Annotated in this window: 9 protein-coding genes and 1 pseudogene; 8 read left to right on the plus strand and 2 right to left on the minus strand. The window is 74.2% G+C overall.

The genetic code is table 11. The features are described 5' to 3' along the window. The first annotated feature begins 10 nt into the window (after window positions 1-10). The 4 genes and pseudogenes from EIY87_RS30510 to EIY87_RS30525 form a co-directional block, all read left to right on the plus strand. On the plus strand, window positions 11-688 hold the full coding sequence (locus EIY87_RS30510; RefSeq protein WP_225440115.1) for a cyclase family protein: 678 nt from the start codon (window positions 11-13) through the stop codon (window positions 686-688). Then, window positions 681-1,838, plus strand: coding sequence for a DUF362 domain-containing protein (locus EIY87_RS30515; protein WP_125313267.1), 1,158 nt, complete (start codon window positions 681-683; stop codon window positions 1,836-1,838). The genes EIY87_RS30510 and EIY87_RS30515 overlap by 8 nt, the downstream gene beginning before the upstream one ends. Continuing rightward, window positions 1,835-3,169: an anthranilate synthase component I family protein gene (locus EIY87_RS30520; protein WP_225440116.1), complete on the plus strand. Its 1,335-nt coding sequence runs from the start codon at window positions 1,835-1,837 to the stop codon at window positions 3,167-3,169. Before EIY87_RS30515 ends, EIY87_RS30520 begins: the two co-directional genes overlap by 4 nt. Then, a pseudogene (locus EIY87_RS30525) lies at window positions 3,103-3,711 on the plus strand (anthranilate synthase component II); the annotation flags it as partial. The gene EIY87_RS30520 and the pseudogene EIY87_RS30525, both read left to right, overlap by 67 nt. Before the next feature lie 11 nt (window positions 3,712-3,722). Here the strand turns inward: EIY87_RS30525 and EIY87_RS48535 are convergent. Both EIY87_RS48535 and EIY87_RS30535 read right to left on the minus strand, forming a co-directional pair. Further along, window positions 3,723-3,989: a hypothetical protein gene (locus tag EIY87_RS48535; RefSeq protein WP_125313268.1), complete on the minus strand. Its 267-nt coding sequence runs from the start codon at window positions 3,987-3,989 to the stop codon at window positions 3,723-3,725. Between the two features lie 418 nt (window positions 3,990-4,407). Next, window positions 4,408-5,367 (minus strand): ArsR/SmtB family transcription factor, encoded by a 960-nt coding sequence (locus EIY87_RS30535; RefSeq protein ID WP_125313269.1) that lies wholly within the window; start codon window positions 5,365-5,367, stop codon window positions 4,408-4,410. A 325-nt stretch (window positions 5,368-5,692) separates the two neighbouring features. On the opposite strand from EIY87_RS30535, the gene EIY87_RS30540 reads away from it, so the two are divergent. From EIY87_RS30540 to EIY87_RS30555, 4 genes are all read left to right on the plus strand, one after another. Further along, the gene (locus EIY87_RS30540; RefSeq protein ID WP_125313270.1) at window positions 5,693-8,911 is read left to right on the plus strand and encodes an AfsR/SARP family transcriptional regulator; all 3,219 of its coding nucleotides are present in this window, start codon (window positions 5,693-5,695) and stop codon (window positions 8,909-8,911) included. A 133-nt stretch (window positions 8,912-9,044) separates the two neighbouring features. Further along, a complete protein-coding gene (locus EIY87_RS30545) occupies window positions 9,045-10,646 on the plus strand; it encodes a carboxylesterase/lipase family protein (protein WP_158641381.1) in 1,602 nt (533 codons plus the stop codon). Window positions 10,647-10,832: 186 nt separating this feature from the next. Further along, window positions 10,833-23,660 (plus strand): type I polyketide synthase, encoded by a 12,828-nt coding sequence (locus tag EIY87_RS30550; protein WP_125313272.1) that lies wholly within the window; start codon window positions 10,833-10,835, stop codon window positions 23,658-23,660. After that, a complete protein-coding gene (locus EIY87_RS30555) occupies window positions 23,653-26,814 on the plus strand; it encodes a type I polyketide synthase (RefSeq protein WP_125313273.1) in 3,162 nt (1,053 codons plus the stop codon). Before EIY87_RS30550 ends, EIY87_RS30555 begins: the two co-directional genes overlap by 8 nt. Window positions 26,815-26,825: the final 11 nt, after the last annotated feature.

The following is a 26,825-nucleotide window of genomic DNA, read 5'->3' on the forward strand; positions in this document are numbered from 1 at the left end:
GGAGAACCCCGTGGCTTCCCGACTCGTCGACCTGACGCACGGCTTCTACGACGGAATGCCGTCCTACCCCGCCGACTGGTTCCCGAAGTTCGTCAGCGAGCGCTCGATGACGCCGGAGACGGACCCGTACGGCACCGAGCGCACGTTCTCGTACCTGCACGTCTTCCCGCACAACGGGACGCACATGGAGTACCGGCTGCACTTCTTCCCCGGCACCGAAGGCATCGACGAGGTGCCGCTGGAGACGTTGATCGGTCGCGCCTGCGTCGCCGACCTGTCCTACAAGGGCGAGCTGGACCCGGTGACCGGCGAGGACCTGGAGAAGACGCTGCGGCCGGTGTGGCAGCCGGGCGACCGGCTGCTCGTGCGCACCGACTACCTGCGGCACAACTGGGGCCGGCCCGACTACTGGGACCGCCCGCCGTACCTGACGCCGTCGGCCGCGGAGTGGGCCATCGACAACGGCGCGAGCCTGTTCGGCCTCGACTGCCTCACCGAACGCCCCGGCGACGCGGAGTCGCCCGTGCACCACGCGCTGCTGGCCGCCGGGATCCCGCTGCTGGAGTACGTCACCAACATGCACGAGCTGACCCGGCAGGTCGTCCGGCTGTTCGCGCTGCCGACCAAGGTGGCCGGTGCCGAGGCCGCGCCGGCGCGGGTGATCGCGATGGAGGAGACGGATGACTGAGCAGGTCGCCCTCACGGCGGTCGGCGGCGACGCCGGGGTGCCGGACGGCCTGGACCGGCTGCTCGACCTGCTCGGCGCGCCGCTGGCCGGGCTGCGGGCCGGCGACGAGGTGCTGATCAAGCCGAACCTGTTCCAGACCAGGCCGGGGTTCCACGTCAGCCCGGCGCTGCTGGCGGCGATCGCCCGCGTCGTCGCCGAGCACGGCGCCCGGCCCGTCATCGCCGAGCGCACGCACGCGATCTACGAGCTGCTGAACGACCACGAAGCCGCGAAGTACGCCCGGATCGTCAGCTTCGACGACCTGCCGCTGCGGATCACCGGCATCCCGGGCGCGACGTCGCTGCGGGTGCCGATCGCCGTCCCCGAGCTGATCCTCGACTGCGACTTCTTCATCGGCGTCCCGCAGCTGCGCACGCACGCGAGCGTCGTCTACTCGAACGCGATGAAGAACCTCGTCGGGCTGCTGCCCGGGTACACCACGAGGATCGTGCACATGGCGGGCGTCGACGAGTCCACTGTGGACCTGAACGTGATGCGGCCGCAGGACCTCGTGGTGTGCGACGGGACCACGGTCATCGAGGGCAACTACCCGATGGACGGCCGCGCGCGGGAGGCCGGGTTCCTCGCGGCGAGCCGCAACGCCGTCGCGCTCGACGTCGCCGTCGGCACGCTGGCCGGGTTCGACCCGGACAGCGTGGCGTACCTGCGGGACGCGCACGCGCGGGGCATGGGACCGTTGTCGCTGGGGGAGATCGAGCTGCTGGGCACGCCACTGTCCGAAGTGGCCTTCGACATGGTCAAGGCGCCGGTCGAGATCGTCGTGCCGCGGGACGGCATCCACGTCTACGCCGAGAACGCGTGCCCGGCGTGCAGCCGGTTCGTCGCCGGGGCGATGAAGGCGCTCGCCGGCGAGCTGTGCGAGTGGGAGGGGGAAATGACGGTCATCTCGGGGCCGCAGGTGGAGCTGCCGCCGTTGCGCGGGGAAGTGGTGCTCGTCGGCAACTGCCTGTACGAGAGCCGGGACCTCGGGATCTTCGTCGAAGGCTGCCCGCCGCGGGCGATCCAGCTGGCCGCGTTCCGCTACGCCATGGGAAAGCCGGTCGGCGACCACGAGCGGACGCAGTTCCGGGTGCCGGCGGGCGTGCGATGATCACGACTTCGCTGGCACCGGGCGATCGGCTGTACCGTCACGTGGTTCCCCTGGCCACGGCGGTCGATCCGGTGGCGGCCGCGGCGGCCTTGCGGCCCGCCGGGCGGGTCATGCTGACCGCGGGGTCCGGTGGCTCGTCCCCGGTGCTGGCCGTCGGGGAACTGGCCGTCCTCTCGCACCCCGGCGGCGGTGCCCCCTTGACCGCCGCCGTGGACCTGGTGCGCGGCCTGGACTTGCCACCGGACGGCACCGACGCGGAGGCGGCCTGGTTCGGGTTCCTCGCCTACGACGCGGCGCGGGACTTCGAACGCCTGCCGAGCCGGCACCCGGCGTCCGGCCGGCCGTCGTACGAGTTCTTCCTGCCCGAGGTGCTGGTCGCCGACGGCCGCGTGATCGGCCGGGGCACCACGCCCGCGGCCGCGCGCACGGCGGCCGAGCAGGTCGCCCGGACGCTGGACCGGCTCGTCGTCGCTCCACTGGGGACGGTCGCCGTGGGCACCGGCCGGTTCGGCTTCGCCTACGACGAGTACGTCGACGCGGTACGGCGCGCGCAGCAGCACATCCTCGACGGCGACGTCTTCCAGCTGGTGCTGTCCAACGCCTGGACCGCACCGGCCACTGTGGACGGGTTGAGCGTCTACCGGAGACTGACGGAGATCAACCCGTCCCCGTACCACTTCTGGTACGGCGGACCGGGGTTCGAGGCCGTCGGCGCGTCCCCGGAACCGTGCTTGACGCTGTCCGGCGGTCGCGCGCTGATCCGCCCGCTCGCCGGCACCCGCCCCCGCGGCCGCGACGGCCGCGCCGACCGGCTCGCCGAGGACGACCTGCGCTCGTCGGTGAAGGAGCTGGCCGAGCACCGGATGCTCGTCGACCTGGCCCGCAACGACCTCGGCCGCGTGTGCCGCCCCGGCAGTGTCTCGGTCGAACGGCTGATGGCGGTCGAGCGGTACTCGCACGTGATGCACCTGACGTCCGACGTGTGGGGTGAGCCGGCGCTGGAGCGGGGCACGGACGAGCTGATCCGCGCCACCTTCCCCGCGGGCACGATGACCGGCACGCCGAAGGTGCGCGCGATGGAGATCATCGACGCGCTCGAGCCGTCGCGGCGCTGGCTCTACTCCGGCGCGGTGGGTTCGTTCGGGGTGTCCCATGTGGACCTGTACCTGACGATCCGCAGCGTGGTCTGGTGCGACGGCGAAATCCGGCTGCAGGCGGGCGGCGGCATCGTCCACGACTCGGACCCGGCCGAGGAGTACGCGGAATGCCTGGCGAAGCTCGGCTCGGGCGCCCGCGCGCTCGGCGTGACGGTGGAAGGGACGGCCGCGTGATCTGCGTGCTCGACAACTACGACTCGTTCGTCTACAACCTGGTGCAGTACCTGGGCGACCTCGGCGAGACGTGCCAGGTCCACCGCAACGACGAGGTGTCCGTCGAGGACGTCGTCGCGCTCGGCCCGGAGCTGGTGCTGATCTCACCCGGTCCCGGCGACCCGGCGGACGCGGGCATCTCGATCGAGCTGGTCCGCCGGCTGGCCGGGCGCGTGCCGGTGTTCGGAGTGTGCCTGGGCCACCAGGCGATCGGCGCGGCCTTCGGCGCAAAGGTGGTGCACGCGGCCGAGCCGATGCACGGCAAGTGCTCCGCCCTCGCCCACGACGGCTCCGGCGTCTTCGCGGGCCTGCCGAACCCGCTGACGGTGGCGCGCTACCACTCGCTGGTGCTCGACCCGGCGTCCCTCCCGGCCGAACTGGTGGTGACGGCGTGGTCGGACACCGGCGAGATCATGGGCGTCCGGCACCGCGAGTTCCCGATCGAGGGCGTCCAGTTCCACCCGGAGTCGCTGTTCACCGAGTCGGGCGTGGCGATGGTCGCGAACGCGGTGCGTCAGGCCGGCTCGGCCGAGACGACCGCGGGCAGCGCGCGGAGCCGGCCGAGCAGCGCGTCGATCTCGTCGGTGCCCAGCAGAACGGCGCAGACCATGCTGCTCTCCCGGACGCCGTCCTTGATGTCGACGGACAGCTCGTGCACCGGCGTGCCGTCGAGCGCGCGGACGAGAGCGGGGATTTCTTCGGCACCACCGGTGAAGTAGGTGGCGATGCGGCGCCGCAGCAGCATGGCCGGACGGGTGGCGAACGTGGTGGGGCTGGACATGGCGTGATCTCCACGGGGAAGTGCGGATGGGATCGGGGCCAGGTCCCGAAAGAGGTGCCGCGGAATCCGCGATCGCCAAGGCTGCGCGCCGGCGACCTGGGTTCAGCCGGCGCGCCGGGCTACGAGTCGCGTGAACATCGTCGGGCGCTGCACGGCGACAGGCTAACACGGGCCGGGCCCGAGAGGGCAAGCCACGACCGGGTGAGCCGGGGGGCCGGGATGTCATGAACGACTCTTTCATGTCGTCCGGCGCCAGGGCTCCGGCAAAGTCGCGGCGGCTTGCCCGGCGGCGGTTTCGCCGGTGTCTTGAATGACTCATTCAGGTCTTCGGAGGTCCTGAATGACTCATTCAAGACACCGCAGGGCCGCCCGGCGCCAGTGGGGTCGGACCGAGGGCGGCCGGCGCGGGCCGCCGGGGTCAGCTGGCCCGGATCACCCCGAGCCCCAGCGGCGTGATCTCGTGGATCTGCGACTTCCCCGACCGCGCGCTCGTGATCAACCCGCTGGCCCGCAGCACCGACGCGTGCTGACTCGCCGTAGCCAGCGAAATCCCCGTCAGCTCCGCCAGCTCGCTCGTGTTGCACCGCGTGATCGCCACCGTCATCAGCACCCGCGCCCGCGTGTGCCCCAGCAACGCCGCCAGCGACGGCCCCGGCTCCGCGTCGCTCTCGAACCGCGTGTGGCTGATCGAGTACACCAGCACCGGCGGCAGGCCCGGGTCCTTGTACGTCGTCGGCATGCCGTGCGCGAAGAACGTCGGGATCAGCCGGAGACCGCGGCCGTCCAGGTGCAGTTCCTGGTCGATCGGGAAGCGGACCCGCAGCACCGGCGGGGTCCACGTGATGTCCGGGTGCAAGGTCGAGAGCAGCAGCTGCGGGCCGCCGCGGTCGAGGCTGGACTGGAGGCGGCGGCGGTCGCGGGCGACCGCGCGGCGCACCGACGGCCAGTCCGGGGCCACGCACTGGCGGTAGTAGTCGTGCAGGGCCGTGCCCAGGCGCCGCAGTTCGCGGGGCTCGCCCTCGGCGAGGCGGCGCAGCCACGGCGGGACGCGGGTGCCCTGCGCCGCCAGCTCGGCGACGTCGGCGGCCAGCACCGGCGACGGCGTTTCGAGGACCGCCGAGACGCCTTCGCCGATGGTGCGGGTGCCCGCCGGGGTCAGGAAGTCGGGGCAGTAGCCGTACGGGGGGACCGCCGACATGAGCAACCGGCCGGACTCGGGGACTGCGGAGCGTGACCCCCGGCGCCAGCGGCCGAACAGCGGCTCGCCTTCCGGGCGCCGGATCCGGTAGCTGCTCATCAGCAGTTCCCACATCGGGTCGGCGTCCTCGGCGATGGTCACCCGCGCCAGGTCCGCTTCCGTGAAGTGAATTTTCAACAACGCCGACCGCTCCTCTCCCGGCTGAGGATAGCCCTGGTGGAGCGGGTTTTCGCTGGCACGGGCCCGACGTCACAGAGGTTCCGCGATCCGGGTCCCGGGTGGACGTTTCGGGCTGGCGCGAAACGATTTCAACCCGGTTGACGCTGCTCGCGCGCCGCTGGCACGTTCGGCTCGACGGAGAGTGCCGTCACCCGGCTGGGGGATGACGCGGTGACGATCTGAACACATTCCGTCACTGGGGCTGAACTTTACTGGGGAAGGCGGACTCCCGCATGACGAACGACGCACGCAGAGCGCGGATCCTCCGGCGCGCCGGCGGTCGCCGATGACGGCCGACGAAGTCTCGTACCGCGCCGCGCCGGTGCGGACCCGGCCGGCACCCGTGCTGACGCTCCCGGCGTTCACGGACCTGAAATACCGGCTGCTGGGCCCGGTTTCCGCGGTCGGCGTCGACGGGCCCGCCCGGCTCGGCGGCCCGAAGCAGCGGACCGTCCTGGCCGCGTTGCTGCTCAACGCCAACCAGGTCGTCTCCGAAGACCAGCTGATCGAACTGCTGTGGGAAGACCGCCCGCCGGCCAGCGCGCGCGGGCAGCTGCAGGTGCGCGTCTGGGAGCTGCGCAAGCTGCTGGGCCGCGAAGTGATCGTGCGCCGCGAACCCGGGTACCTGATCGAGGTCGGGCCCGGCGAACTGGACACCGAGCTCTTCGACGACGTCGCCAAGGACGCCCGGCGGCTCATCGAGGGCGGCGAGCCGCGCCGGGGCGTCGAGCGCCTGCGCGCGGTCCTCGAACTCTGGCAGGGACCGCCGCTGGGCGGCGTCACCGACGTGCTCGTGCGGCGCAGCGGCCAGATCCTCGCCGAGCAGCGGATGACCGCGCTCGAGGTGCTTTTCGACGCCGAGCTCGCCACCGGCCGGCACACGCACGTGGTGCGGGAGCTGCGCCACTTCGTCGACGAGTACCCCTTCGGCGAACGGCTGCAGGAACAGCTGATGCTCGCGCTGCAGCGGTCCGGCCGGACGCCGGAGGCGCTGGAGGTCTACACCGCGACCCGCGAACGCCTCGACGCCGAGCTGGGCGTCGAACCCGGGGAGCGGCTGCGGGCGATGCACCTGCAGGTCCTCAAGGGCGAGGCCGACGAGCCGCCCGAGCCGCCGGCGCCGGTGGGCGAGGTCGTCGTGCCGGCGCGGCCGGCCGAGCTGCCCCGGGACGTGCGGGGCTTCGCCGGGCGGACCGAGCAGCTGGCGCAGCTGGACCGGCAGCTCGCCGCGCGGGCCGGCGCGTACGCGTCGGACGTCTGGATCGTGCACGGCATCCCCGGCGTCGGGAAGACCGCGCTCGCGCTGCACTGGGCGCACCGCGTCCGCGAGCGGTTCCCGGACGGGCAGCTGTACGTGAACCTGCGCGGGTTCGACGCCGACCGCGAGCCGATGGAGCCGGCCGTCGCGCTGGCCCAGCTGCTGCGCGCGCTCGGCGCCGACCCGCGCCGGATCCCCGAGGAGGTCGACGCGCAGGCCGGGCTCTACCGCTCGCTGCTCGCCGACCGCCAGGTGCTGCTGGTGCTCGACAACGCCCGCGACGCCGAGCAGGTCCTGCCGCTGCTGCCGCCGACCGGGACCGTGCTGATCACCAGCCGCCACCGGCTCGGCAGGCTGGTCGCCGAGTTCGGCGCGTTCTCCCTCGGCCTCGGCGCGCTCACCGAGTCCGACTCGCGGGCGCTGCTCGGCGGCGTGCTCGGCGAAGGCCGGGTGGCGGCCGAGCCGGCGGCGGCCGGGGAACTGGCCGAGCTGTGCGGGCACCTGCCGCTGGCGCTGCGGATCGCCGCCGCGAACATCGCCACCGGCCCGGACACCACGGTCGCCGCGATGGCCGCCGACCTCGCCAAGGGCGACCGGCTCAAGCAGCTCGTCGTGGACGGGTCCGACGAAAGCGCCGTGACGCGGGCGTTCGCCGTCTCCTACGAGGCGCTCGCCCCGGAGCTGCGGCGGCTGTTCCGGCTGCTCGGCCTGGCCTCGTGCCCGGACTTCACAGCCCGGGGTGCCGCCGCGCTCACCGGTGACCCGGTCGACGCGGTGACGCGGCAGCTGCGGCTGCTCGCCGCGGCGCACCTGGTCGAACAGCACGTGGCCGGCCGCTACCGGCTGCACGACCTGCTGCGGGCGTACGCGCTGCGCCAGGCCGGCGCGCACGAAGCCCCGGCCGCGCGAGCCCGGGCGTGGCGCCGGTTCGTCGAGCTGTACCTCTCCGGCGCGGACGCGGCGGAGCGGATCTTCGGCAGGCGGCACGACCCGCGGCTGCCGCGCGAACCCGCGGTGGTGCCGGCGAACCCCATCTCCTTCGCCGACTCCGCCGAGGCCGCGGCCTGGCTCGACGCCGAGCACGAGAACCTGTGCGCGGTCGTCACGCAGGCGGTCACCGACGGGCCGTACCCGATCGCCTGGTACCTCGCCGACGCCGTGCGTTCGGCGTTCTACCACCGGGGACGGCGGGTCGAGTGGGTCGACATCGCGACCACGGTCCTGGCCGCCGCGCGCCGCCTCGACGTGCCCGCGGTGGAGGCGGTCACCGCGCAGAGCATCGGGCTGGCGTTCGTCCACCGGGAACGGCACGAGCAGGCCGTCGAGTGGATGACCGAAGCGCTGCGCGTGTTCGAGCGCGTGGACTGGCCCGAGGGCAAGGCCGCCGCGCTCAACGCGTCCGCCATCGCGCTGCGGGTGGCCGGCCGGTTCGAGGAGGCGGCGGCGCAGTTCGAGCTGGCGCTGGACCTGCAGCGCCAGTGCGGCTACCGGCTGGGCCAGGTGAGCGTGCTCAACAACCTGGCCTCGGTGCACCGGCAGCGCTGCCTGCTCGACGCGGCCCGCGCGTGCCTCGACGAGGCGCTGGAGCTCGCCGTCGCCGAGGGCTACCAGCTCGGCGAAGCGGTCGTGCTCGTCGGCATCGGCGTCGTCCAGCGGCTGCAGGGCGACCTGCCGGGCGCGCGGCGGTCGCTGACCCGGGCGTTCGACCTGCACAAGGCGCACTCCCACCCGTACGGCCAGGGGTCGGCGCTGTGCGGGCTGAGCCTGGTGTCGATCGACCTCGGCGAGTACGAGCAGGGCCGCGCGCAAGCCGTGCAGGGGCTGGAGATCGCCCGGCAGGAGCAGAACCGCGAGACCGAAGTCGGCGCGCTCAACGCGCTGGCCAAGGCGGAGGCGGCGCTGGGGGAGACCTGCTCGGCGGTCCGCCACCAGCGGGAAGCGGTCGCGGTGGCCCGGCACTGGGGTTCGCCGTGGCACGTCGCGGAAGCGCTGAGCGGCATGGCGTCCGTCCACGGCGCCCGCGGCGACCACGAGGAGGTCCTGCTGGTCGGCGCGGAAGCCCTCGAGCTGGCCCGCGGCGGCGGTCTGCGGCTGATCGAGGTGCGCTGCCTGCTGGCGCTGGCCGGAGCCCACGCGGGTCAGGGACGACGCGAAGAGGCACGCCGCCTCTGCCAGGAAGGTCTCGCGCACGCGACCGGCCTGCCAACGCTCCAGACCCGCGCCCGCGAGGTGCTGTCCCGCCTCTGACCCGCCGTGAAGGCCTCCTTCCCGGTCATAAAAGCCGGTAAGGAGGCCTTCACGGCTTTGGGGAAGCGGAATGGAAGTGGGCGCGCTTAGCGTCCGGTTCGTCCTTGCCGGCGAGAGAACTTCGGAGCTTTTGATGAGATGGGGTAGAGCCATCGCCGCGGCCGGTGCCGTGGTGGCGCTCGTGGTGCCGGGGGTCGCCGCACCGGCGGCCGCCGCCGAGGCGAAGTACGTCGGCGAGCTGGCGCTCACCGAGACCGGTGTGGTCCGCGGGACCGCGGCCACCGACCTGGTGACGTTCAAGGGCGTGCCCTACGCCGCCCCGCCGGTCGGGCCGCTGCGCTGGCGGGCGCCGCAGCCCGCGAAGGCGTGGGACGGCGTCCTCGACGCCACGAACTTCCGCAGCCAGTGCGCGCAGCTCGGCGGGCTCGGCGGGATCATCGAGTCCTACGAGGAGAACTGCCTCTACCTCAACGTCTTCGCGCCGAAGACGTCCGGGGTCAAGCCGGTCGTCGTGTGGTTCTACGGCGGCGGGTTCCAGAACGGCACCAGCAGCACCTACGACGCCGCCCGCCTGGCCGTGCAGGGCGACGTCGTGGTCGTCACCGTCAACTACCGGGTCGGCGTGCTGGGCTTCCTCGCGCTGCCGTCCCTCGACGGCGAGACGCCCGGCGTGCAGTCCGGCAACTTCGGCATCCAGGACCAGCGCGCGTCGCTGAAGTGGGTGCAGCGCAACATCGCCGGCTTTGGCGGCAACCCCGGCAACATCACCATCGGCGGCCAGTCCGCCGGCGCCGGTGCCGCGTGCATCCACCTCGCCTCGCCGGCCTCGGCCGGGTTGTTCCAGCGCGCGATCGGCGAGACCTACAGCTGCGGCTCCCCGCTGCTCACCAAGGACGCCGCCGAGACCATGGGCACGACCGTGGCCACGCAGTTCGGCTGCGCCGACGCCGCCGCGGCCGCGGACTGCCTGCGCGGCAAGACCGACGTCAAGGCGCTGATGCAGGCGTGGCCGCCGTTGCCGCAGGGGCCCGTGGTCGGCGGCAGCGAACAACCGCTGCAGCCGATCGACGCCTTCCGGCAGGGCAAGTTCAACCGCGTGCCGATGCTGTGGGGCAACAACCGCGACGAGATGCGGATGATCGTCAGCATCCAGTACGACGCCTCGGGCAACCCGGTCACCGCCGAGTCCTACCCGCAGATCATCCGGAACACCTTCGGCGTGGACGCCGACCGCGTCCTGGCGAAGTACCCCGCGTCCGCCTACCCGACGCCGGGTCTCGCGCTGTCGCAGGTGCTCAGCGACGCCGGGGACGACCAGCTCGCCACCTGCCAGCACGTCACGGCGTACCGGGCCGCGATCGCCGGGCAGGCCAAGCTGTTCGTCTACCAGTTCTCCGACCGCACGGCGCCGCCGGTGGTCGACATTCCCAGCTTCGACGAGGGTGCCGAGCACGGTTCGGAACTGAACTACCTGTTCCCGAAGTTCACCGGCGCGACGCTGAACGCGGCGCAGCAAGCGCTCTCCGACCAGATGGTGAAGTACTGGTCGACGTTCGCCCGCACCGGCGACCCGAACGCCTACGGCCTGCCCGCGTGGCCGCGCTTCAGCACCGGAACGGCGCGTGACACGCTGTCCCTGGACCTCGCTTCCGCCGGTGGCAACCAGAAGATCGACCTCGCCACCCGCAGCCAGTGCGACTTCTGGGCGACCGTGCCGCCACCGCCCGGCGCCTGAAACCCGTGGTACCGAAGGGGACTGTCCGCCAGGGCAGTCCCCTTCTTCGTGCCCGCGGGGCACCACGTATCGCGTCGCTTCCGTCGCGGCCGGTGACTTTCAGGGCCGGGGAAGCCGGTGGAAGCGAAGCAGAAGCCGTCCCTTCTAGCTTTTCGGGGTACCGCAAGAAAACCGTGAGGAGGGTCCATGCCGGACGGGATCGCGATCGTCGGCCTGTCCTGCCGGCTGCCCTCGGCCGGGGACCCCGCCGGGTTCTGGGCCCTGCTCCGCGAAGGCCGCAGCGCGATCGGGGCACCGCCCGCCGGCCGCGCCACCTCCCCGGGCGCGCCGCCGGCGGCGTACCTCGATCGCGTCGCGGACTTCGACCCGGCCTTCTTCGGGATCTCGCCGCGGGAAGCCGCCGCGATCGACCCGCAGCAGCGGCTGATGCTCGAACTGGCTTGGGAGGCCGTGGAAAACGCCGGTCTCGTGCCGGGGCCGCGGACCGGTGTCTTCCTCGGCGCCGCCTCCGACGACTACGCCACCCTCCTCGACCGCGCCGGCGCGGACGCCGTCACCCGGCACTCCATGGCCGGGGTGCGCCGCGGCCTGATCGCCAACCGCGTCTCCTACGCGCTGGGCCTGCGCGGGCCCAGCTTCACCGTCGACTCCGGACAGTCGTCGTCGCTGGTCGCGGTGCACCAGGCGGTGGAAAGCCTGCGGCGCGGGGAATGCGCGGTCGCGCTGGCCGGCGGCGTGCACCTCAACCTCGTGCCCGAGAACGCGCTCCTCGCCGAGCGCTTCGGCGGGCTGTCGCCCGACGGCACCGCCCACGTCTTCGACGCGCGGGCCAACGGGTTCGTGCGCGGCGAGGGCGGCGCGGCCGTCGTCCTCAAGCCCCTCGACCGCGCGCTCGCCGACGGCGACCTGGTGCACGCGGTGATCCTCGGCGGCGCGGTCGGCAACGACGGTGGCGGCGCCGGTCTCACCGCGCCGGACGCCGAGGGGCAGGCCGAAGTCCTGCGGCGGGCCTACGAAGGCCTGGACCCGCGCGCGGTCCAGTACGTCGAGCTGCACGGCACCGGCACCAAGGCGGGCGACCCCGTCGAGGCCGCCGCGCTGGGCCGGGTCCTCGGCCGCCCGGACGCGCCGCTGGCCGTCGGGTCGGCGAAGGCGAACGTCGGGCACACCGAAGCCGCGGCCGGGATCACCGGGCTGGTCAAGGTGGTCCTCGCGCTGCGGCACCGGGAACTGCCGCCGACGCCGGGTTTCGAGACGTCGGCGATGCCGCTGGCGGAACTGGGTTTGCGGGTCCAGACGGCGTTGTCGGACTGGCCGGAGCCCGGCCGTCCGCTCGTGGCCGGGGTGTCGTCGTTCGGCATGGGCGGGACCAACTGCCACCTCGTCGTGCAGGAGCCGCCCGCGCGGGAGAGCACGACCCCGGACGTCCCGCCCGCGTTGCCGTTCCTGCTTTCCGCCCGCACGCCGGAAGCGCTGCGGGACCAGGCGGCCCGGCTTCGGGAGATGTCCGAAGTGGACGCGGTCGACACCGCGTTCTCCCTCGCCACCACCCGCAGGCACCACGAACACCGGGCCGTCGTCGTCGGCCGCGACCGCGCGGCGCTGCTGAACGGGCTGGGCCGGCTTTCCGATGGTGGCAGCGCCCACGAGGTCGTCCGCGGCCGCGTCTCGGACCGGGGAGCGCTCGCCTTCCTGTTCAGCGGGCAGGGCAGCCAGCGGGCCGGGATGGGCCGGGAGCTGGCCGAGGCCTTCCCGGCGTTCGCGGCGGCCTTCGCCGAGACCTGCGCGGCCTTCGACGGCCTGCTCGACCGGCCCTTGGCGGAAGTCGTCCTCGACGACGCCGTCGACCGGACCGGCTACACCCAGGCCGCGCTGTTCGCCTTCGAAGTGGCGCTGTTCCGGCTGTTCGAGGCCGCGGGGGTGCGGCCGGGCTTCGTCGCCGGGCACTCGGTCGGCGAGCTGGCCGCCGCGCACGTCGCCGGGGTGTTCTCGCTGGCCGACGCCGGCCGGCTGGTCGCCGCGCGTGGCGCGCTCATGCAGGCGCTGCCCGCCGGCGGCGCGATGGTCGCGGTCGAAGCGACCGAAGCCGACGTCCGGCGGCTGCTGCCTGAGCGCGTTTCGCTCGCTGCGGTGAACGGGCCGTCGGCCGTCGTGCTGTCCGGTGACGAAGACGCCGTCCTCGCCGCCGCGGCGGAGCTGGCCGCGCGCGGGCACCGCACCAAGCGGCTCACCGTCAGCCACGCCTTCCACTCCGCCCGGATCGAGCCGATGCTGGCCGAGTTCGAACGAGTCGCGGGTGGACTGTCCTATGCGGACGCCCGGATCCCGGTGGTCTCGAACGTGACCGGCCGGCTCGCGACGGCGGAACTGGGCACGCCCGGGTACTGGGTCCGGCACGCGCGGGAAGCCGTCCGGTTCGCCGACGGCGTCCGGACGCTCGAAGCCGCCGGGGTCACGGACTTCGTCGAGATCGGCCCGGCCGGGGTGCTGACCGAGCAGGTCCGCGCGACCGCCGCGGCCGCCAGTGCCGTCCCGGCCCAGCGCGGCGCCCGGTCCGAGACCGCCGCGTTCCTGCGTGCGCTGGCCGCGTTGCACGTCACCGGCCGCGAGGTGGATTGGGCGGCGATTTTCGCGCCCTGGCACGGGAACCGCGTCGAGCTGCCGACGTACCCCTTCCAGCGCGCGAGCTACTGGCTACCGGACCGGCGGGACATCCTGACCGCCGGCCCGGTCACCGAGCGGGTCCCCGACCGCGGAGCCGGGGACCCGCTCGCTCCACTCGACCTGGTCCGCGCCGAGGTCGCGGCGGTGCTGGAGTACGCGTCCGCGGCCGACGTCGACCCCGCGCGGAGCTTCCGCGACCTCGGCGTCGACTCGCTGACCGGCCTCGAGCTGCGCGACCGGCTCGCCGAGGCGACCGGCCGCGCGTTGCCGGCGACGCTGCTGTTCGAGCACCCGACGCCCGAGGCGGTGGCCGCGCACCTGGCCGGCGCGGCCGAGTCCGAAGAGGACTTCGCCGCCGCGTCGGACGAGCCGATCGCCATCGTCGCGATGGCCTGCCGGTTCCCCGGTGACGTCCGGACGCCCGAAGACCTCTGGGAACTGGTCGCTTCGGGGCGGGACGCGGTGTCCGCGCCGCCGTCGGACCGCGGCTGGGACAGCGACGCCGTCCGCGACGGCGGGTTCCTGACCAGTGCGGCCGAATTCGACCCGGCGTTCTTCGGCATCAGCCCGCGCGAGGCGCTCGCGATGGACCCGCAGCAGCGGCTGGTGCTGCAGGCGGCGTGGGAGGCCTACGAACGCGCGGGCATCCGCCCGGAGACCGTCCGCGGCCACCGCGACGGCGTCTTCCTCGGCGCGACCTCGCACGAATACGGCCCGCGGCTGCACGAAGCCGAGGACGGCCACCTGCTGACCGGGACGACGCCGAGCCTGATCTCCGGCCGCGTCGCGCACGTCTTCGGGCTGGAAGGCCCGGCGATCACGGTGGACACGGCGTGCTCGTCGTCGCTGGTGGCGCTGCACCTGGCGGTGCGGTCGCTGCGCGCGGGTGAATGCGGGCTGGCGCTCGCGGGCGGGGTCGCGGTGCTGTCCGGGCCGGGGATGTTCGTCGAGTTCGCCAAGCAGGGCGGCCTGTCCGCCGACGGCCGCTGCCGGGCGTTCTCGGCCGACGCGGGAGGCACCGGCTGGGCGGAAGGCGCCGGCGTGGTGCTGCTGGAGCGGCTGTCCGACGCTCGCCGCCACGGCCACCCGGTCCTGGCGCTGGTCCGCGGCACGGCGGTGAACTCGGACGGCGCGTCCAACGGCTTGACGGCGCCGAGCGGCCCGGCCCAGCGCCGGGTGATCCGCGCGGCACTGGCGGACGCCGGGCTGACGGCGTCCGATGTGGACGTCGTCGAGGCGCACGGGACGGGCACGGTCCTCGGTGACCCGATCGAGGCCTCGGCCGTGCTGGCCACCTACGGCCAGGACCGTCCGGAGCCAGTCCTGCTCGGGTCGCTGAAGTCGAACATCGGCCACGCCCAGGCGGCGGCCGGGATCGGCGGCGTGCTGAAGCTGGTGCTGGCCCTGCGGCACGGGATCGTGCCGAAGACGCTGCACGCCGACGAGCCCACGCCGCACGTGGACTGGACCTCCGGTTCGGTCCGGCTGGCGACGGAGCCGGTCGCCTGGCCCGCGGGGAAGCGGGTCCGGCGAGCGGCTGTGTCGTCGTTCGGCATCAGCGGCACGAACGCCCACGCGATCCTGGAAGCGGCCCCCGAGGAGCGCCCCAATGTGGCGTTCGGTGCATCCAGCGCACCCAATGTGGCGTTCGGTGCGTCAGACGCAACCAACGCCACATTGGGGCGCTTGGGCTCGGCGTGGGTGCTCAGTGCCAAGACCCCGGTCGCGCTCCAGCGGCAGGCCCGTGAGCTGCGGGAACACCTCCGCAAGCATCCGGACCTGCCACTCGACGGGGTGGCGGCGACCCTCGCCGCCCGCACCCGCTTCGAGTACCGCGCCGGGGTCGCCGCCGGTGACCTCGACGCGCTCGAAGCGCTGGCCGAGCACGGGACCGGTGCCGTCCGGATCCCGGGCGGCAAGCTGGCGTTCCTCTGCACCGGCCAGGGGTCCCAGCGCGCCCGCATGGCCGAACCGCTGTACGACGCCGACCCGGTCTTCGCCGCCGCCCTCGACGAGGTCTTCGCCGCGCTCGACCCGCACCTGGACCGTCCACTCAAGACGGTCGTCTTCGCCGACGACACCACCCTCCTCGACCGCACCGCCTACACCCAGCCCGCGCTTTTCGCCGTCGAGGTCGCGCTGTTCCGGTTGTTCGCGCACCACGGCGTCCGGCCGGACTTCGTCGCCGGGCACTCGATCGGCGAACTCGCCGCCGCGCACGTCGCCGGGATCCTCGACCTCGCCGACGCCGCCCGGCTCGTCGCCGCCCGGGGCGCGCTGATGGACGCCCTGCCCGCCGGCGGGGTGATGGCCGCCGTCGAAGCGACCGAGGACGAGGTCCGTCCCTTCGGAGTCGCCTTGGCCGCGGTCAACGGCCCGATGGCCGTCGTCGTCGCGGGGGACGAAACCGCCGTCGCGGCGGTCGAAACGCACTTCGCCACGCAGGGACGGCGGACCCGGCGGCTCACCGTCAGCCACGCCTTCCACTCCCCGGCCATGGACGGCATGCTCGACGCGTTCCGCGAGGTCGCCGAGTCGGTCACGTTCCACCCGGCCCGCATCCCGCTGGTCGTCGACGGCGATCCCGGCACCGCGGACTTCTGGGTCCGGCACGTCCGCGACACCGTCCGCTTCGCCGGCACCGTGGCCCGGCTGGCCGAAGCCGGCGTCGCCACGTTCGCCGAACTCGGTCCCGACGCCGTGCTGACCGCGATGGGCCGGGACTGCCTACCCAGCGGCACCTTCCTGCCGACCCTGCGCGCCGGGCAGGACGACGTCCACACGACCCTGGCGGTGCTCGGCGACAGCGTCCCCGCCGAATCCACAGTGGACTTGCCGACCTATCCCTTCGAACGGCAGCGGTTCTGGCTGCCGCCACGCTCCCTGCGTGCCGACGCCGCGGCCGCGGGCCTCACCCCGACCGGACACCCGCTGCTCGGCGGCGGCGCCGAGGTGGCCGGAACCGACGGTGTCCTGTTCACCGGGCTGCTGAACGTGCGCACCCAGCCGTGGCTGGCCGACCACGTCGTACTCGGCGCGAACCTCTTGCCGGGCAGCGCTTTCGTGGAACTCGCGCTGCTCGCCGCCGGCCAGGCGGGCTGCGACCGGCTCGACGAACTGGTCCAGGAAACGCCGTTGGTCCTGCCTGCGGACGGCCGCGTCCAGGTCCAGGTATCCCTCGGCGCGCCCGACGAGACCGGGCGCCGCGCGGTGGCCGTCTCGTCGCGGCCCGACCAGCCGTCGGTGACCGCGGGCTGGACCCGCAACGCCGTCGGGTACGTCTCCGCCGGTGGCGCCGTGCCCGCGCCGGAACCGGTCTGGCCGCCGGAAGGCGCCGAGCCGGTCGCCCTCGACGGCCGGTACGACCGCATCGTCGACGCGGGCTTCGGCTACGGCCCGGAATTCCAGTGCCTGCGCGCGGTCTGGCGGCGGGGCGGCGAGCTGTTCGCCGAGGTTTCCCTGCCGGAGCACCGCATCGCCGAAGCCGCGGACTACGGCCTGCACCCCGCGCTGCTCGACGGTGCGCTGCACGTCCTCGCGTTCGGCGAACCCGAAGGCGTCGAGGCGGGCCGGATCCCGTTCTCCTGGCACGACGTCCGCCTGCACGCCACCGGTGCGAGCACGATCCGCGTCCGCTACACCGCGGCGGGCGGGATGTCCATCGTGGACACCGCGGGCACCCCGGTCGCCGAGGTCGGCGCGCTGGCCCTGCGGCCCGTCGCGGCCGATCAGCTGACGGCCACCGTCTCCCGCGACGACCTCTACCGCGTCGCCTGGACGCCGGTGCCCGCACCGGGCACGACGGCGACCTGCCTGCCCGCCACCGGCCTCGACCTGATCGGCGAGGTCCCCGACTTCGTGGCGGTGCGGCCCGAACCCGGCACAAGCGCGGTGCCGGAGCGGGTTCGCACCGCCACGAACCACGCGCTCGGCCTGATCCGCGGCTGGCTCGCCGAGCCCCGGTTCGAGCACGCGAAGCTCGTCTTCGTGACCAGCGAACTCGCCCACGCCGGAGTGCGTGGGCTGGTCCGCTCGGCGCAGACCGAGCACCCCGGCCGGTTCGTTCTCCTGGACACCGACACCGAGTTGACGCCGTCGGAAGTCGCCGCCGCCGCGGCCACCGGCGAGCCGGAGCTGGCCTACCGCGACGGCGTCGTGCTCGTCCCGCGGCTGGCGCGGGCCACGGTGCCGGACGCCGTCCCGGCGCCGCCCGGCACCGTCCTGCTCACCGGCGCGACCGGCGGTCTCGGCCGCGCGCTCGCCCGGCGCCTCGCCGGGCAGGGCGTCGGGCACCTGCTGCTGGTCAGCCGCCGCGGTCCCGCCGCCGAGGGCGCCCGGGAACTGGTCGTCGAGCTGGAAGCGCTTGGCCCCAAGGTAACCCTCGTCGCCTGTGACGTCGCCGACCGCGACGCCGTGGCCGCGTTGCTGGCCGAGCACCCGGTGACCGCGGTCGTGCACGCCGCCGGTGTGCTCGCCGACGGTCCGATCGGGACACTCACCGCGCGGCAGCTCGACGACGTCCTGCGCACCAAGGTCGACGCGGCCTGGAACCTGCACGAACTGACCGGCGACCTGACCGAATTCGTGGTGTTCTCCTCGGTTTCCGGTCTCCTCGGCACGGCGGGGCAGGCGAACTACGCGGCCGCCAACGCGTTCCTCGACGCGCTCGCCGCGCACCGGCGCGCCGACGGCCTGCCGGCCACCGCGCTGGCGTGGGGCCTGTGGGAGACGGCCGACGGCATGGGCGGCGGGCTCGCCGCCGCCGACCGCACCCGGATGTCCCGCGCCGGCGTCGGTACTTTGTCCACAGTAGACGCTCTCGATCTGTTCGACACCGCCCGTGGCGCCGGAGATGCGCTGCTGGTGCCGCTGCGGATCGACGAAGGCGGGCTGCGTGCCGCGGGCACGGTGCCGTCGCTGCTGCGCGGTGTCGTTCGCCCGCGTGCCGGCCGGAGTGCCGCCAAGGCGACGGTGACCGCCGAGGGGCTCGCCGACGTCGTCCGCGCCGAGGTCGCGGCCGTGCTCGGGCTGGGGAACCCGGCCGCGGTGGAGCCGGGCCGCGCGTTCAAGGAGATCGGTTTCGACTCGCTCACCTCGGTCGAGCTGCGCAACCGCCTGGCTGCCGCGACCGGCCTCCGGCTGCCCGCCACGCTGCTGTTCGACCACCCGACCCCGGCCGCGGTCATCGACCGCCTGCACGCGGAACTGGCCGGGACCGGCGAAGCCGTGGAGACCGACACGCCGGCCGCGGTCGCGGGCGACCCGGTCGTCATCGTCGGGATGGCCTGCCGCTTCCCCGGCGGCGTGACCAGCCCCGACGAGCTGTGGCAGCTGGTCGTCGAAGGCCGGGACGCGATCAGCGAGTTCCCGGCTGACCGCGGCTGGGACGCCGAGGCGCTGTACGACGCCGACCCCGACCGCCCCGGCCGCACGTACACCACGCGCGGCGGGTTCCTGTACGACGCGGGCCAGTTCGACGCCGAGTTCTTCGGCATCAGCCCGCGCGAAGCCACGGCGATGGACCCGCAGCAGCGCCTCCTGCTCGAAACCTCCTGGGAGGCCTTCGAAAACGCCGGGATCGACCCGCTGGGCCTGCGCGGGAGCCGGACTGGCGTCTTCGCGGGCGCCATGTACCACGACTACACCGCGCGCCTGGCCCCGCTGCCCGAGGAAGCCGAGGGCTACTCCTTCACCGGTGGTTCCGGCAGCGTCGTTTCCGGGCGCGTCGCCTACACCTTCGGGTTCGAAGGCCCGGCCGTCACGGTCGACACCGCGTGCTCGTCTTCGCTGGTCGCGCTGCACCTCGCCGCGCAGGCCCTGCGGCAGGGTGAATGCGGGCTCGCGCTCGCGGGCGGCGTCGCGGTGATGGCGACGCCGGGCTCTTTCGTGGAGTTCAGCCGCCAGCGCGCGCTCGCCCCGGACGGCCGCTGCAAGCCGTTCGCGGCCGCCGCCGACGGCACCGCCTGGGCCGAGGGCGCCGGGATGCTGCTGCTGGAACGCCTGTCCGACGCGCGCCGCAACGGGCACCCGGTGCTCGCCGTCCTGCGCGGGTCCGCGATCAACTCCGACGGCGCTTCGAACGGCCTCACCGCCCCGAACGGCCCGTCGCAGCAACGCGTGATCCGCGCCGCGCTCGCGACCGCGGGCCTGACACCGTCCGATGTGGACGCCGTCGAGGCGCACGGCACCGGCACCCCGCTCGGCGACCCGATCGAGGCGCAGGCCTTGCTCGAAACGTACGGCCAGGACCGCGAAACGCCGCTGTGGCTCGGCTCGCTCAAGTCGAACGTCGGGCACACCCAGGCCGCCGCCGGGGTCGGTGCGGTCGTCAAGGTGGTCCAGGCCATGCGCCACGGCGTGCTGCCGGCGACGCTGCACGTCGACGAGCCGTCCCCGCACGTCGACTGGACGGCGGGCGCGGTCGAGCTGCTCACCGAGAACCGCGCCTGGCCCGAGGTCACCCGCCCGCGCCGCGCGGCGGTGTCGTCGTTCGGCATCAGCGGCACGAACGCGCACGTGATCCTGGAGTCGCCGGAGCGCCCCAATGTGGCGTTCGGTGCGTCAGACGCACCCAATGTGGCGTTCGGTGCGTTGGATGCACCCAACGCCACATTGGGGCGCTTGGTCCCGTGGGTGCTCTCCGCCCGGAGTGAGCCTGCGCTGCGTGAGCAGGCTCGTCGCTTGCTGCCGTTCGTGGACGGTGACCCCGCGGCCGTTGCGCGGGCGCTGGTCAAGCGGTCGGCGTTCGACCACCGCGCCGTCGTCACCGGCGACTTGAAAGCCGGGCTCACCGCGCTCGCCGAGCGGGGCAGCGGTGCCGGGCTGGCCCGCCCGAACCGCCGGGTCGTGTTCGTCTTCCCCGGCCAGGGCTCGCAGTGGGCCGGGATGGGCCGCGAGCTGCTGGAAACGTCTCCGGTGTTCGCCGCCCGCATGGCCGAGTGCGCCGAAGCCCTACGCTCCTTTGTGGACTGGGAACTCCTGGAAGTCCTCGACGACGCCGAAGCGCTCCAGCGGGTCGACGTGGTCCAGCCCGCGCTGTGGGCGATGATGGTGTCGCTCGCCGCCGTCTGGCGGGCGCACGGGGTCGAACCCGCCGCCGTCGTGGGGCACTCGCAGGGCGAGATCGCCGCCGCGGTAGTCGTCGGTGGACTGTCCCTTGAGGACGGTGCCCGCGTGGTCGCGTTGCGCAGCAAGGCGTTGCTGGCACTGTCCGGACGCGGCGGCATGGTGTCCGTGGCCGCTCCGGTCGACCGGACGCGGGAACTGATCGCGCCGTGGCCCGGCCTCGCGGTCGCCGTGGTCAACGGCGGCGCCTCGACCGTCGTGTCCGGCGACGCCGATGCCCTCGAGGAACTGCTGGCCTCGGACGTCCCGGCCAAGCGGATCGCCGTCGACTACGCCTCCCACTCGCCGCACGTGGAAAGCCTCGAAGACGAGCTGGCCCGCGTGCTGGCTCCCGTGCGGCCGCGCTCGGGCGAGATCCCGTTCCACTCCACCGTGACCGGCGAACCCATCGACACGGCCGACCTCGACGCCGGGTACTGGTACCGGAACCTGCGCCGTCCCGTCGAATTCGCGCGCACCACCGAAAAGCTGGTCGAGTCCGGCCACGACGTCTTCATCGAGTGCAGCCCGCACCCGGTCCTCGTCAGCGCCCTCGCCGAGACCACCACCGCGCTCGGCACGCTCAAGCGCAACGACGGCGGCCCGGTCCGCGTGCTCGCCGCGCTCGGCGAGGCGCACGTCCACGGCGTCGAGGTCGACTGGGCGCTGCCCGCGGGCGACCTCGCCACCCTGCCCACCTACCCGTTCCAGCGCGAACGGTTCTGGCTCGACGCGACCGAAGCCCAGGCCGGCGTCGACGGGCTCGGGCTCGACGCGGCCGGGCACCCGCTGCTGGCCGCGGCCACCCGGCTCGCCGACCCGGACGTCCGGCTGTTCACCGGCCGGCTTTCGCTCGCCGCGATGCCGTGGCTCGCCGACCACGCCGTCCTGGACACGCCGCTGCTGCCCGGCACCGCGTTCCTCGACCTCGCCCTGCACGCGGCCCGCGAAACCGGGGCCGCGGTGGCGGAGCTGACCGTCGAAGCGCCGCTCGTGCTGCCGCGCCACGGCGCCGTGCTCGTCCAGGTGACCGTCGGCGACGACGCCGTGAAGATCTTCGCCCGCACCGAAGACGGGCCGTGGACGCGGCACGCCTCGGGCACGCTCGCCCCGACCGCCGACGTGCGTCCGCCGCTGGCCTGGCCGCCCGCCGGGACCGAGATCGACGTCGACAAGTTCTACGTCGCCGCGGCCGAATACGGTTTCGACTACGGCCCCGCTTTCCAAGGCCTGGCAAGGGCTTGGCGGTCCGGCGACGACGTCTACGCCGAGATCAGCCCGGCCGAGCCCGGCACGTTCGTGGTGCACCCGGCCCTGCTCGACGCCGCGGCCCAGGCCGTCCGGCTCGGGGACTTCTTCGCCGACGACGCTCCCCGTCTGCCGTTCGCGTGGTCCGGCGTCACCGCCCACGCGGCCGGGGCGCGGGCGCTGCGGGCTCGGCTCTCCCCGGCCGGTCCCGACGCGGTGTCGCTGGTGGTCGACGACGAGGACGGCCGCCCGGCGCTGACGGCGGAAGCGCTTACCCTGCGCCCCTTTTCGCCCGCCCAGCTCGCCGCCGGTTCGGACTCGCTGTACCGGCTCGCGTGGCAGCCGATCGAGGTCGGCGCGCCCGCCGAGGGCGACGTCGTGGTCTCCGTGGAGCCCGGCGAAGTCCGCGAAGTCCTCGTGCGGCACCTGGACCTCGTGCGCGAGTGGCTGGACCGGGCCGAGGACGGCCGTCTCGTGGTGCTGACCCGCGGCGCGACCGAGGACGACCTCGCGGGCGCCGCGCTGTGGGGCCTCCTGCGGTCGGCACAGGCGGAGCACCCGGGCCGGATCGTGCTCGCCGACGTCGACGACGACCCGCGTTCGCTGGACGCCCTGCCCGCCGCGCTCGGCACCGGCGAGGGGCAGCTCGCCCTGCGTGGCGGCACCGCGTACGTCCCGGCGCTCGCCCGGGCGGACGTCCGCGCCGCTGCCGGGCCGCTGCTCGACCCCGGCGGAACGGTGCTGGTCACCGGCGCACTCGGCACGCTCGGGCGGCTCGTCGCGCGGCACCTCGTGCTCGCCCACGGCGCCCGCCACCTGCTGCTGCTCAGCCGGCGCGGGACGGCGGCCGAGGGCGCGGCCGAACTCGTCGCCGAGCTGGCCGAGCTGGGCGCGGCCGCCGAAGTCGTCGCCGCGGACGCCGCCGACCGGTCCCGGCTCGCCGAGGTGCTCGCCGCCATCCCGGCCGAGCGCCCGCTGACGTCGGTGGTGCACGCCGCCGGCGTCCTGGCCGACGCGACGTTCACCGCGCTCACCGCCGAGCAGCTCGAAACCGTGCTGCGGCCGAAGGTCGACGCGGCCCGGCACCTGCACGAGCTGACCGAGGGCCTGGCACTGCGCAGTTTCGTGCTGTTCTCGTCGGTCGCGGGCACCCTCGGCACGGCGGGGCAGGCGAACTACGCGGCCGCGAACGCCTACCTCGACGCGCTGGCCCGGCACCGCCGGGCGCGCGGGCTGCCCGCGACGTCCCTGGGCTGGGGCCTGTGGGCCGAGGCGAGCACGATGACTGGCGGGCTCGACCGCACCGACCTGGGCCGGCTGAGCCGGACCGGCGTGCGGCCGCTGTCGAACCGGCAGGGCCTGGACCTGTTCGACGCGGCCTGGGCGGCCGGGGACGCGGTGCTGTACCCGGTCCGGCTGGAGACGTCGGCGGCCCGGCTCGGTGAGGTCCCGCCGCTGCTGCGCGGGCTCGTCCGCGCTCCGGCCAAGACGGCGAAAGCGCGGGTCGAGCTGGCCGACGTGCCCGCGGCCGAGCTGCCGAAGGTGCTGCTCGACCTGGTCCGCGGCGAGGTCGCCGCGGTGCTCGGGCACCAGGGGACGGCCGCGATCGACCCCGCCCAGCCGTTCGCCGAGATCGGGTTCGACTCACTGACCGCGGTCGAGCTGCGCAACCGGCTCACCGCCGCGACCGGGGTCCGGCTGCCCGCGACGCTGGTGTTCGACCACCCGACGCCCTCGGCCGTCGCCGCGCACCTCGAAGCCGGGCTGGTCACCGAGCCGGCCCGCCCGGCGGCGCTCGACCACGTCGACCGGCTCGAGCACGCGCTCGTCGACGTCGACGAGTCCGTGCTCGCCGCGGTGCTGGCGCGGCTCGACGCCCTCGGCGCGCGGCTGCGGCGGCCCGACCCCGAACCCGACGACCCGGCGCAGCACCTGCGCACCGCTTCGGCCGACGAACTACTCGACTTCATCTCCAAGGAGCTGGGCAACCATGGCTGAGCACGACGACCGCGTGCTGGAGAACCTCCGCTGGGTCACCCTCGAACTGCACCAGGCCCGCGAGAAGCTGCGCGCCGCCGAGGAGCCGATCGCCGTCGTCGGCACCGGCTGCCGGTACCCCGGCGGCGTCTCGACGCCCGAGGACCTCTGGCGGCTGCTCGACGGCGGCGTCGACGCCATCACCGAGTTCCCCGGCGACCGCGGCTGGGACGTCGAAAGCCTGCACCGGCCGGACGCGCCGGGGCACTCCAGCACGCGGCACGGCGGGTTCCTCGCCGAGCCGGGCGCGTTCGACGCCGGGTTCTTCGGCATGTCCCCGGCCGCCGCCGAGGTCACCGACCCGCAGCACCGGCTCCTGCTCGAACTGTCCTGGGAGGCCATCGAACGCGCGGGCATCGACCCGAAGTCGTTGCGCGGCAGCCGGACCGGCGTGTTCGCCGGCACGATGTACGCCGACTACGGCACCGGCGCGGCCGACGCCGACCTCGCCGGCCGCGTGCTGATGGGCACGTCCGGCTCGCTGGCGTCGGGCCGGATCGCCTACACGTTCGGCTTCGAGGGCCCGGCGCTGACGCTGGACACCGCGTGCTCGTCGTCGCTGGTCGCGGTGCACCTGGCGGTGCAGGCACTGCGCCGCGGCGAATGCACGCTCGCGCTCGCGGGCGGGGCGACGGTGCTCGCGACCCCGTCGGTGTTCGTCGAGTTTTCGCGCCAGCGCGGGCTTTCCGCCGACGGGCGCTGCAAGGCGTTCGGCGCGGGCGCCGACGGCACCGGGTTCGCCGAGGGCGCCGGTGTCCTGCTGCTGGAACGGCTTTCCGACGCCCGCCGCCTCGGGCACCCGGTGCTGGCCGTGGTGCGCGGCTCGGCGGTGAACTCCGACGGCGCGTCCAACGGCCTGACCGCGCCGAACGGCCCCGCGCAGCAGCGGGTCATCGCCCAGGCCCTCGCCGACGCGCGGCTCACGCCGTCCGATGTGGACGCCGTCGAAGCCCACGGGACCGGCACCGCGCTGGGCGACCCGATCGAGGCGCAGGCCGTGCTCGCCGCGTACGGGCAGGACCGCGCGGAGCCGCTGTGGCTCGGGTCGGTCAAGTCGAACCTCGGGCACACCCAGGCCGCGGCCGGCGTCGCCGGGCTGCTGAAGATGATCCTGGCGCTGCGGCACGGCGTGCTGCCCAAGACATTGCACGCCGACGAGCTGTCGCCGCACGTGGACTGGACGTCCGGGGCGGTTTCGCTGCTCACGTCGCCCCGGCCGTGGCCCGCCGGGGACCGGCCGCGCCGGGCCGGGGTGTCGTCGTTCGGGGTCAGCGGGACCAATGCGCACGTGATCCTGGAAGAGGCGCCCGCGGCGGAACCCGTGGCCCCTTCTTCCGACGTCCCCGACGCGCCGTGGGTGCTGTCCGCCCGGAGTGCCACGGCGTTGCGGGGGCAGGCCGCGCGGTTGCTGTCCCTTGTGGACGAAAACCCGCTCGACGTCGCCCACTCGCTGCTGACTTCGCGCAGCCGGTTCGAGCACCGCGCGGTCGTGCTCGGCCCCGACCGCCGTCGCGGGCTCGCCGCGCTCGCCGCTGGTGAAGAGGCGTCCACTGTGGTCACCGGGGTCGCGGACGCCGGGCCGGACGCGGTGTTCGTCTTCCCCGGCCAGGGATCGCAGTGGGCCGGGATGGGCCGTGAGCTGCTGGAAACGTCTCCGGTGTTCGCCGCCCGGCTGGCCGAGTGCGCGGCCGCGCTGGTGCCGTTCACCGACTTCGACCTGCTGCGCGTGCTGCGCCGCGGGGACGAGCTGGACCGCGTCGACGTCGTCCAGCCCGCGCTGTGGGCCGTGATGGTGTCGCTGGCGGCGCTGTGGGAAGCCCACGGGGTGCGGCCCGCGGCGGTGCTCGGGCACAGCCAGGGCGAGATCGCCGCCGCCTGCGTCGCGGGTGCGCTGTCCCTTTCGGACGGCGCGCGCGTGGTGGCGCTGCGCAGCCGGGCGCTGGCCGCGTTGTCCGGTCAAGGCGGCATGGTTTCGGTCCGGCTGCCGCTCGCCGACGTCGAAAAGCTGCTGACGCCGGGCCTTTCGATCGCCGCGGTCAACGGCGCCGCGTCCGTCGTCGTGTCCGGCGAACCGTCCGCATTGGACGAACTGGTCGAGAAGTGCGGCGAGCACGCGAAGCGGATCCCGGTGGACTACGCCTCCCACTCCGCGCAGGTCGACTCGCTGCGCGAGCGGCTGCTCGCCGACCTCGCGCCGATCCGGCCGCGCCCGGCCGACGTCCCGTTCGTCTCGACGGTGACCGCGTCGGTGTTCGACACCACCGGGCTGGACGCGGAGTACTGGTTCACGAACCTGCGTCAGCCGGTGCTGTTCGACCCGGCGCTGCGGGCCGCGCTGGCCGAGGGCTGGACCGCGTTCGTCGAGCTGAGCCCGCACCCCGTGCTCACGCTGGGGATGCAGCAGACGGCACCGGGCGCGGTCGTCGCCGGCGCGCTGCGCCGCGGCGACGGCGGCCTCGACCGCGTCCGGCTGGCATTGGCCGAGCTGGCCGTCCGCGGCATCGACGTCGACTGGGCCCTGCCCACCGGCCGCCGCATCGACCTGCCCACCTACGCGTTCGACCACCGCACCTACTGGCTCACCTCCCAAGCGGCACTTTCACGTGAAAGTGACACGGAGGAGCCCTCTCCGGATCACTTTCACGTGAAAGTGCCGGGGTTGGGTGGGGCGGAGCAGCGGCGGGAGCTGGTGAAGCTGGTTCGGAGCGCTGCGGCGGCTGTGCTCGGGCACGGCTCGGGCGACGACGTCGAGCCGACGGGGTCGTTCCGCGAGCTGGGCTTCGACTCGGCCGCGGGCGTCCAGCTGCGCAACCGCCTCGCCGCGGCGACCGGGCTGGAGCTGCCGGTGACGGTGGCGTTCGACCACCCCACCGCCGCGTCGCTGGCCGAGCACCTGCAGGCCGAGCTGTCGGGCACGCCGTCGGCGGGCCTCGACCGCCACCTCGACGCGCTCGAGTCCGGCCTGCGCGACCTCGACGGCGCCGCGCGGGCGCACGTGCTGACCCGGCTCCGGACGCTCGTTGCGGCCGGCCCGGACGCCGGCGCGGAGCTGGCGGGCGCCACGGCCGACGAGATGTTCGCGCTGCTCGACGAAGAACTGGGTGCCGCCAAGTGACGAACGAACAG

This window comes from Amycolatopsis eburnea (assembly GCF_003937945.1).
Classification (GTDB): Bacteria; Actinomycetota; Actinomycetes; order Mycobacteriales; family Pseudonocardiaceae; genus Amycolatopsis; species Amycolatopsis eburnea.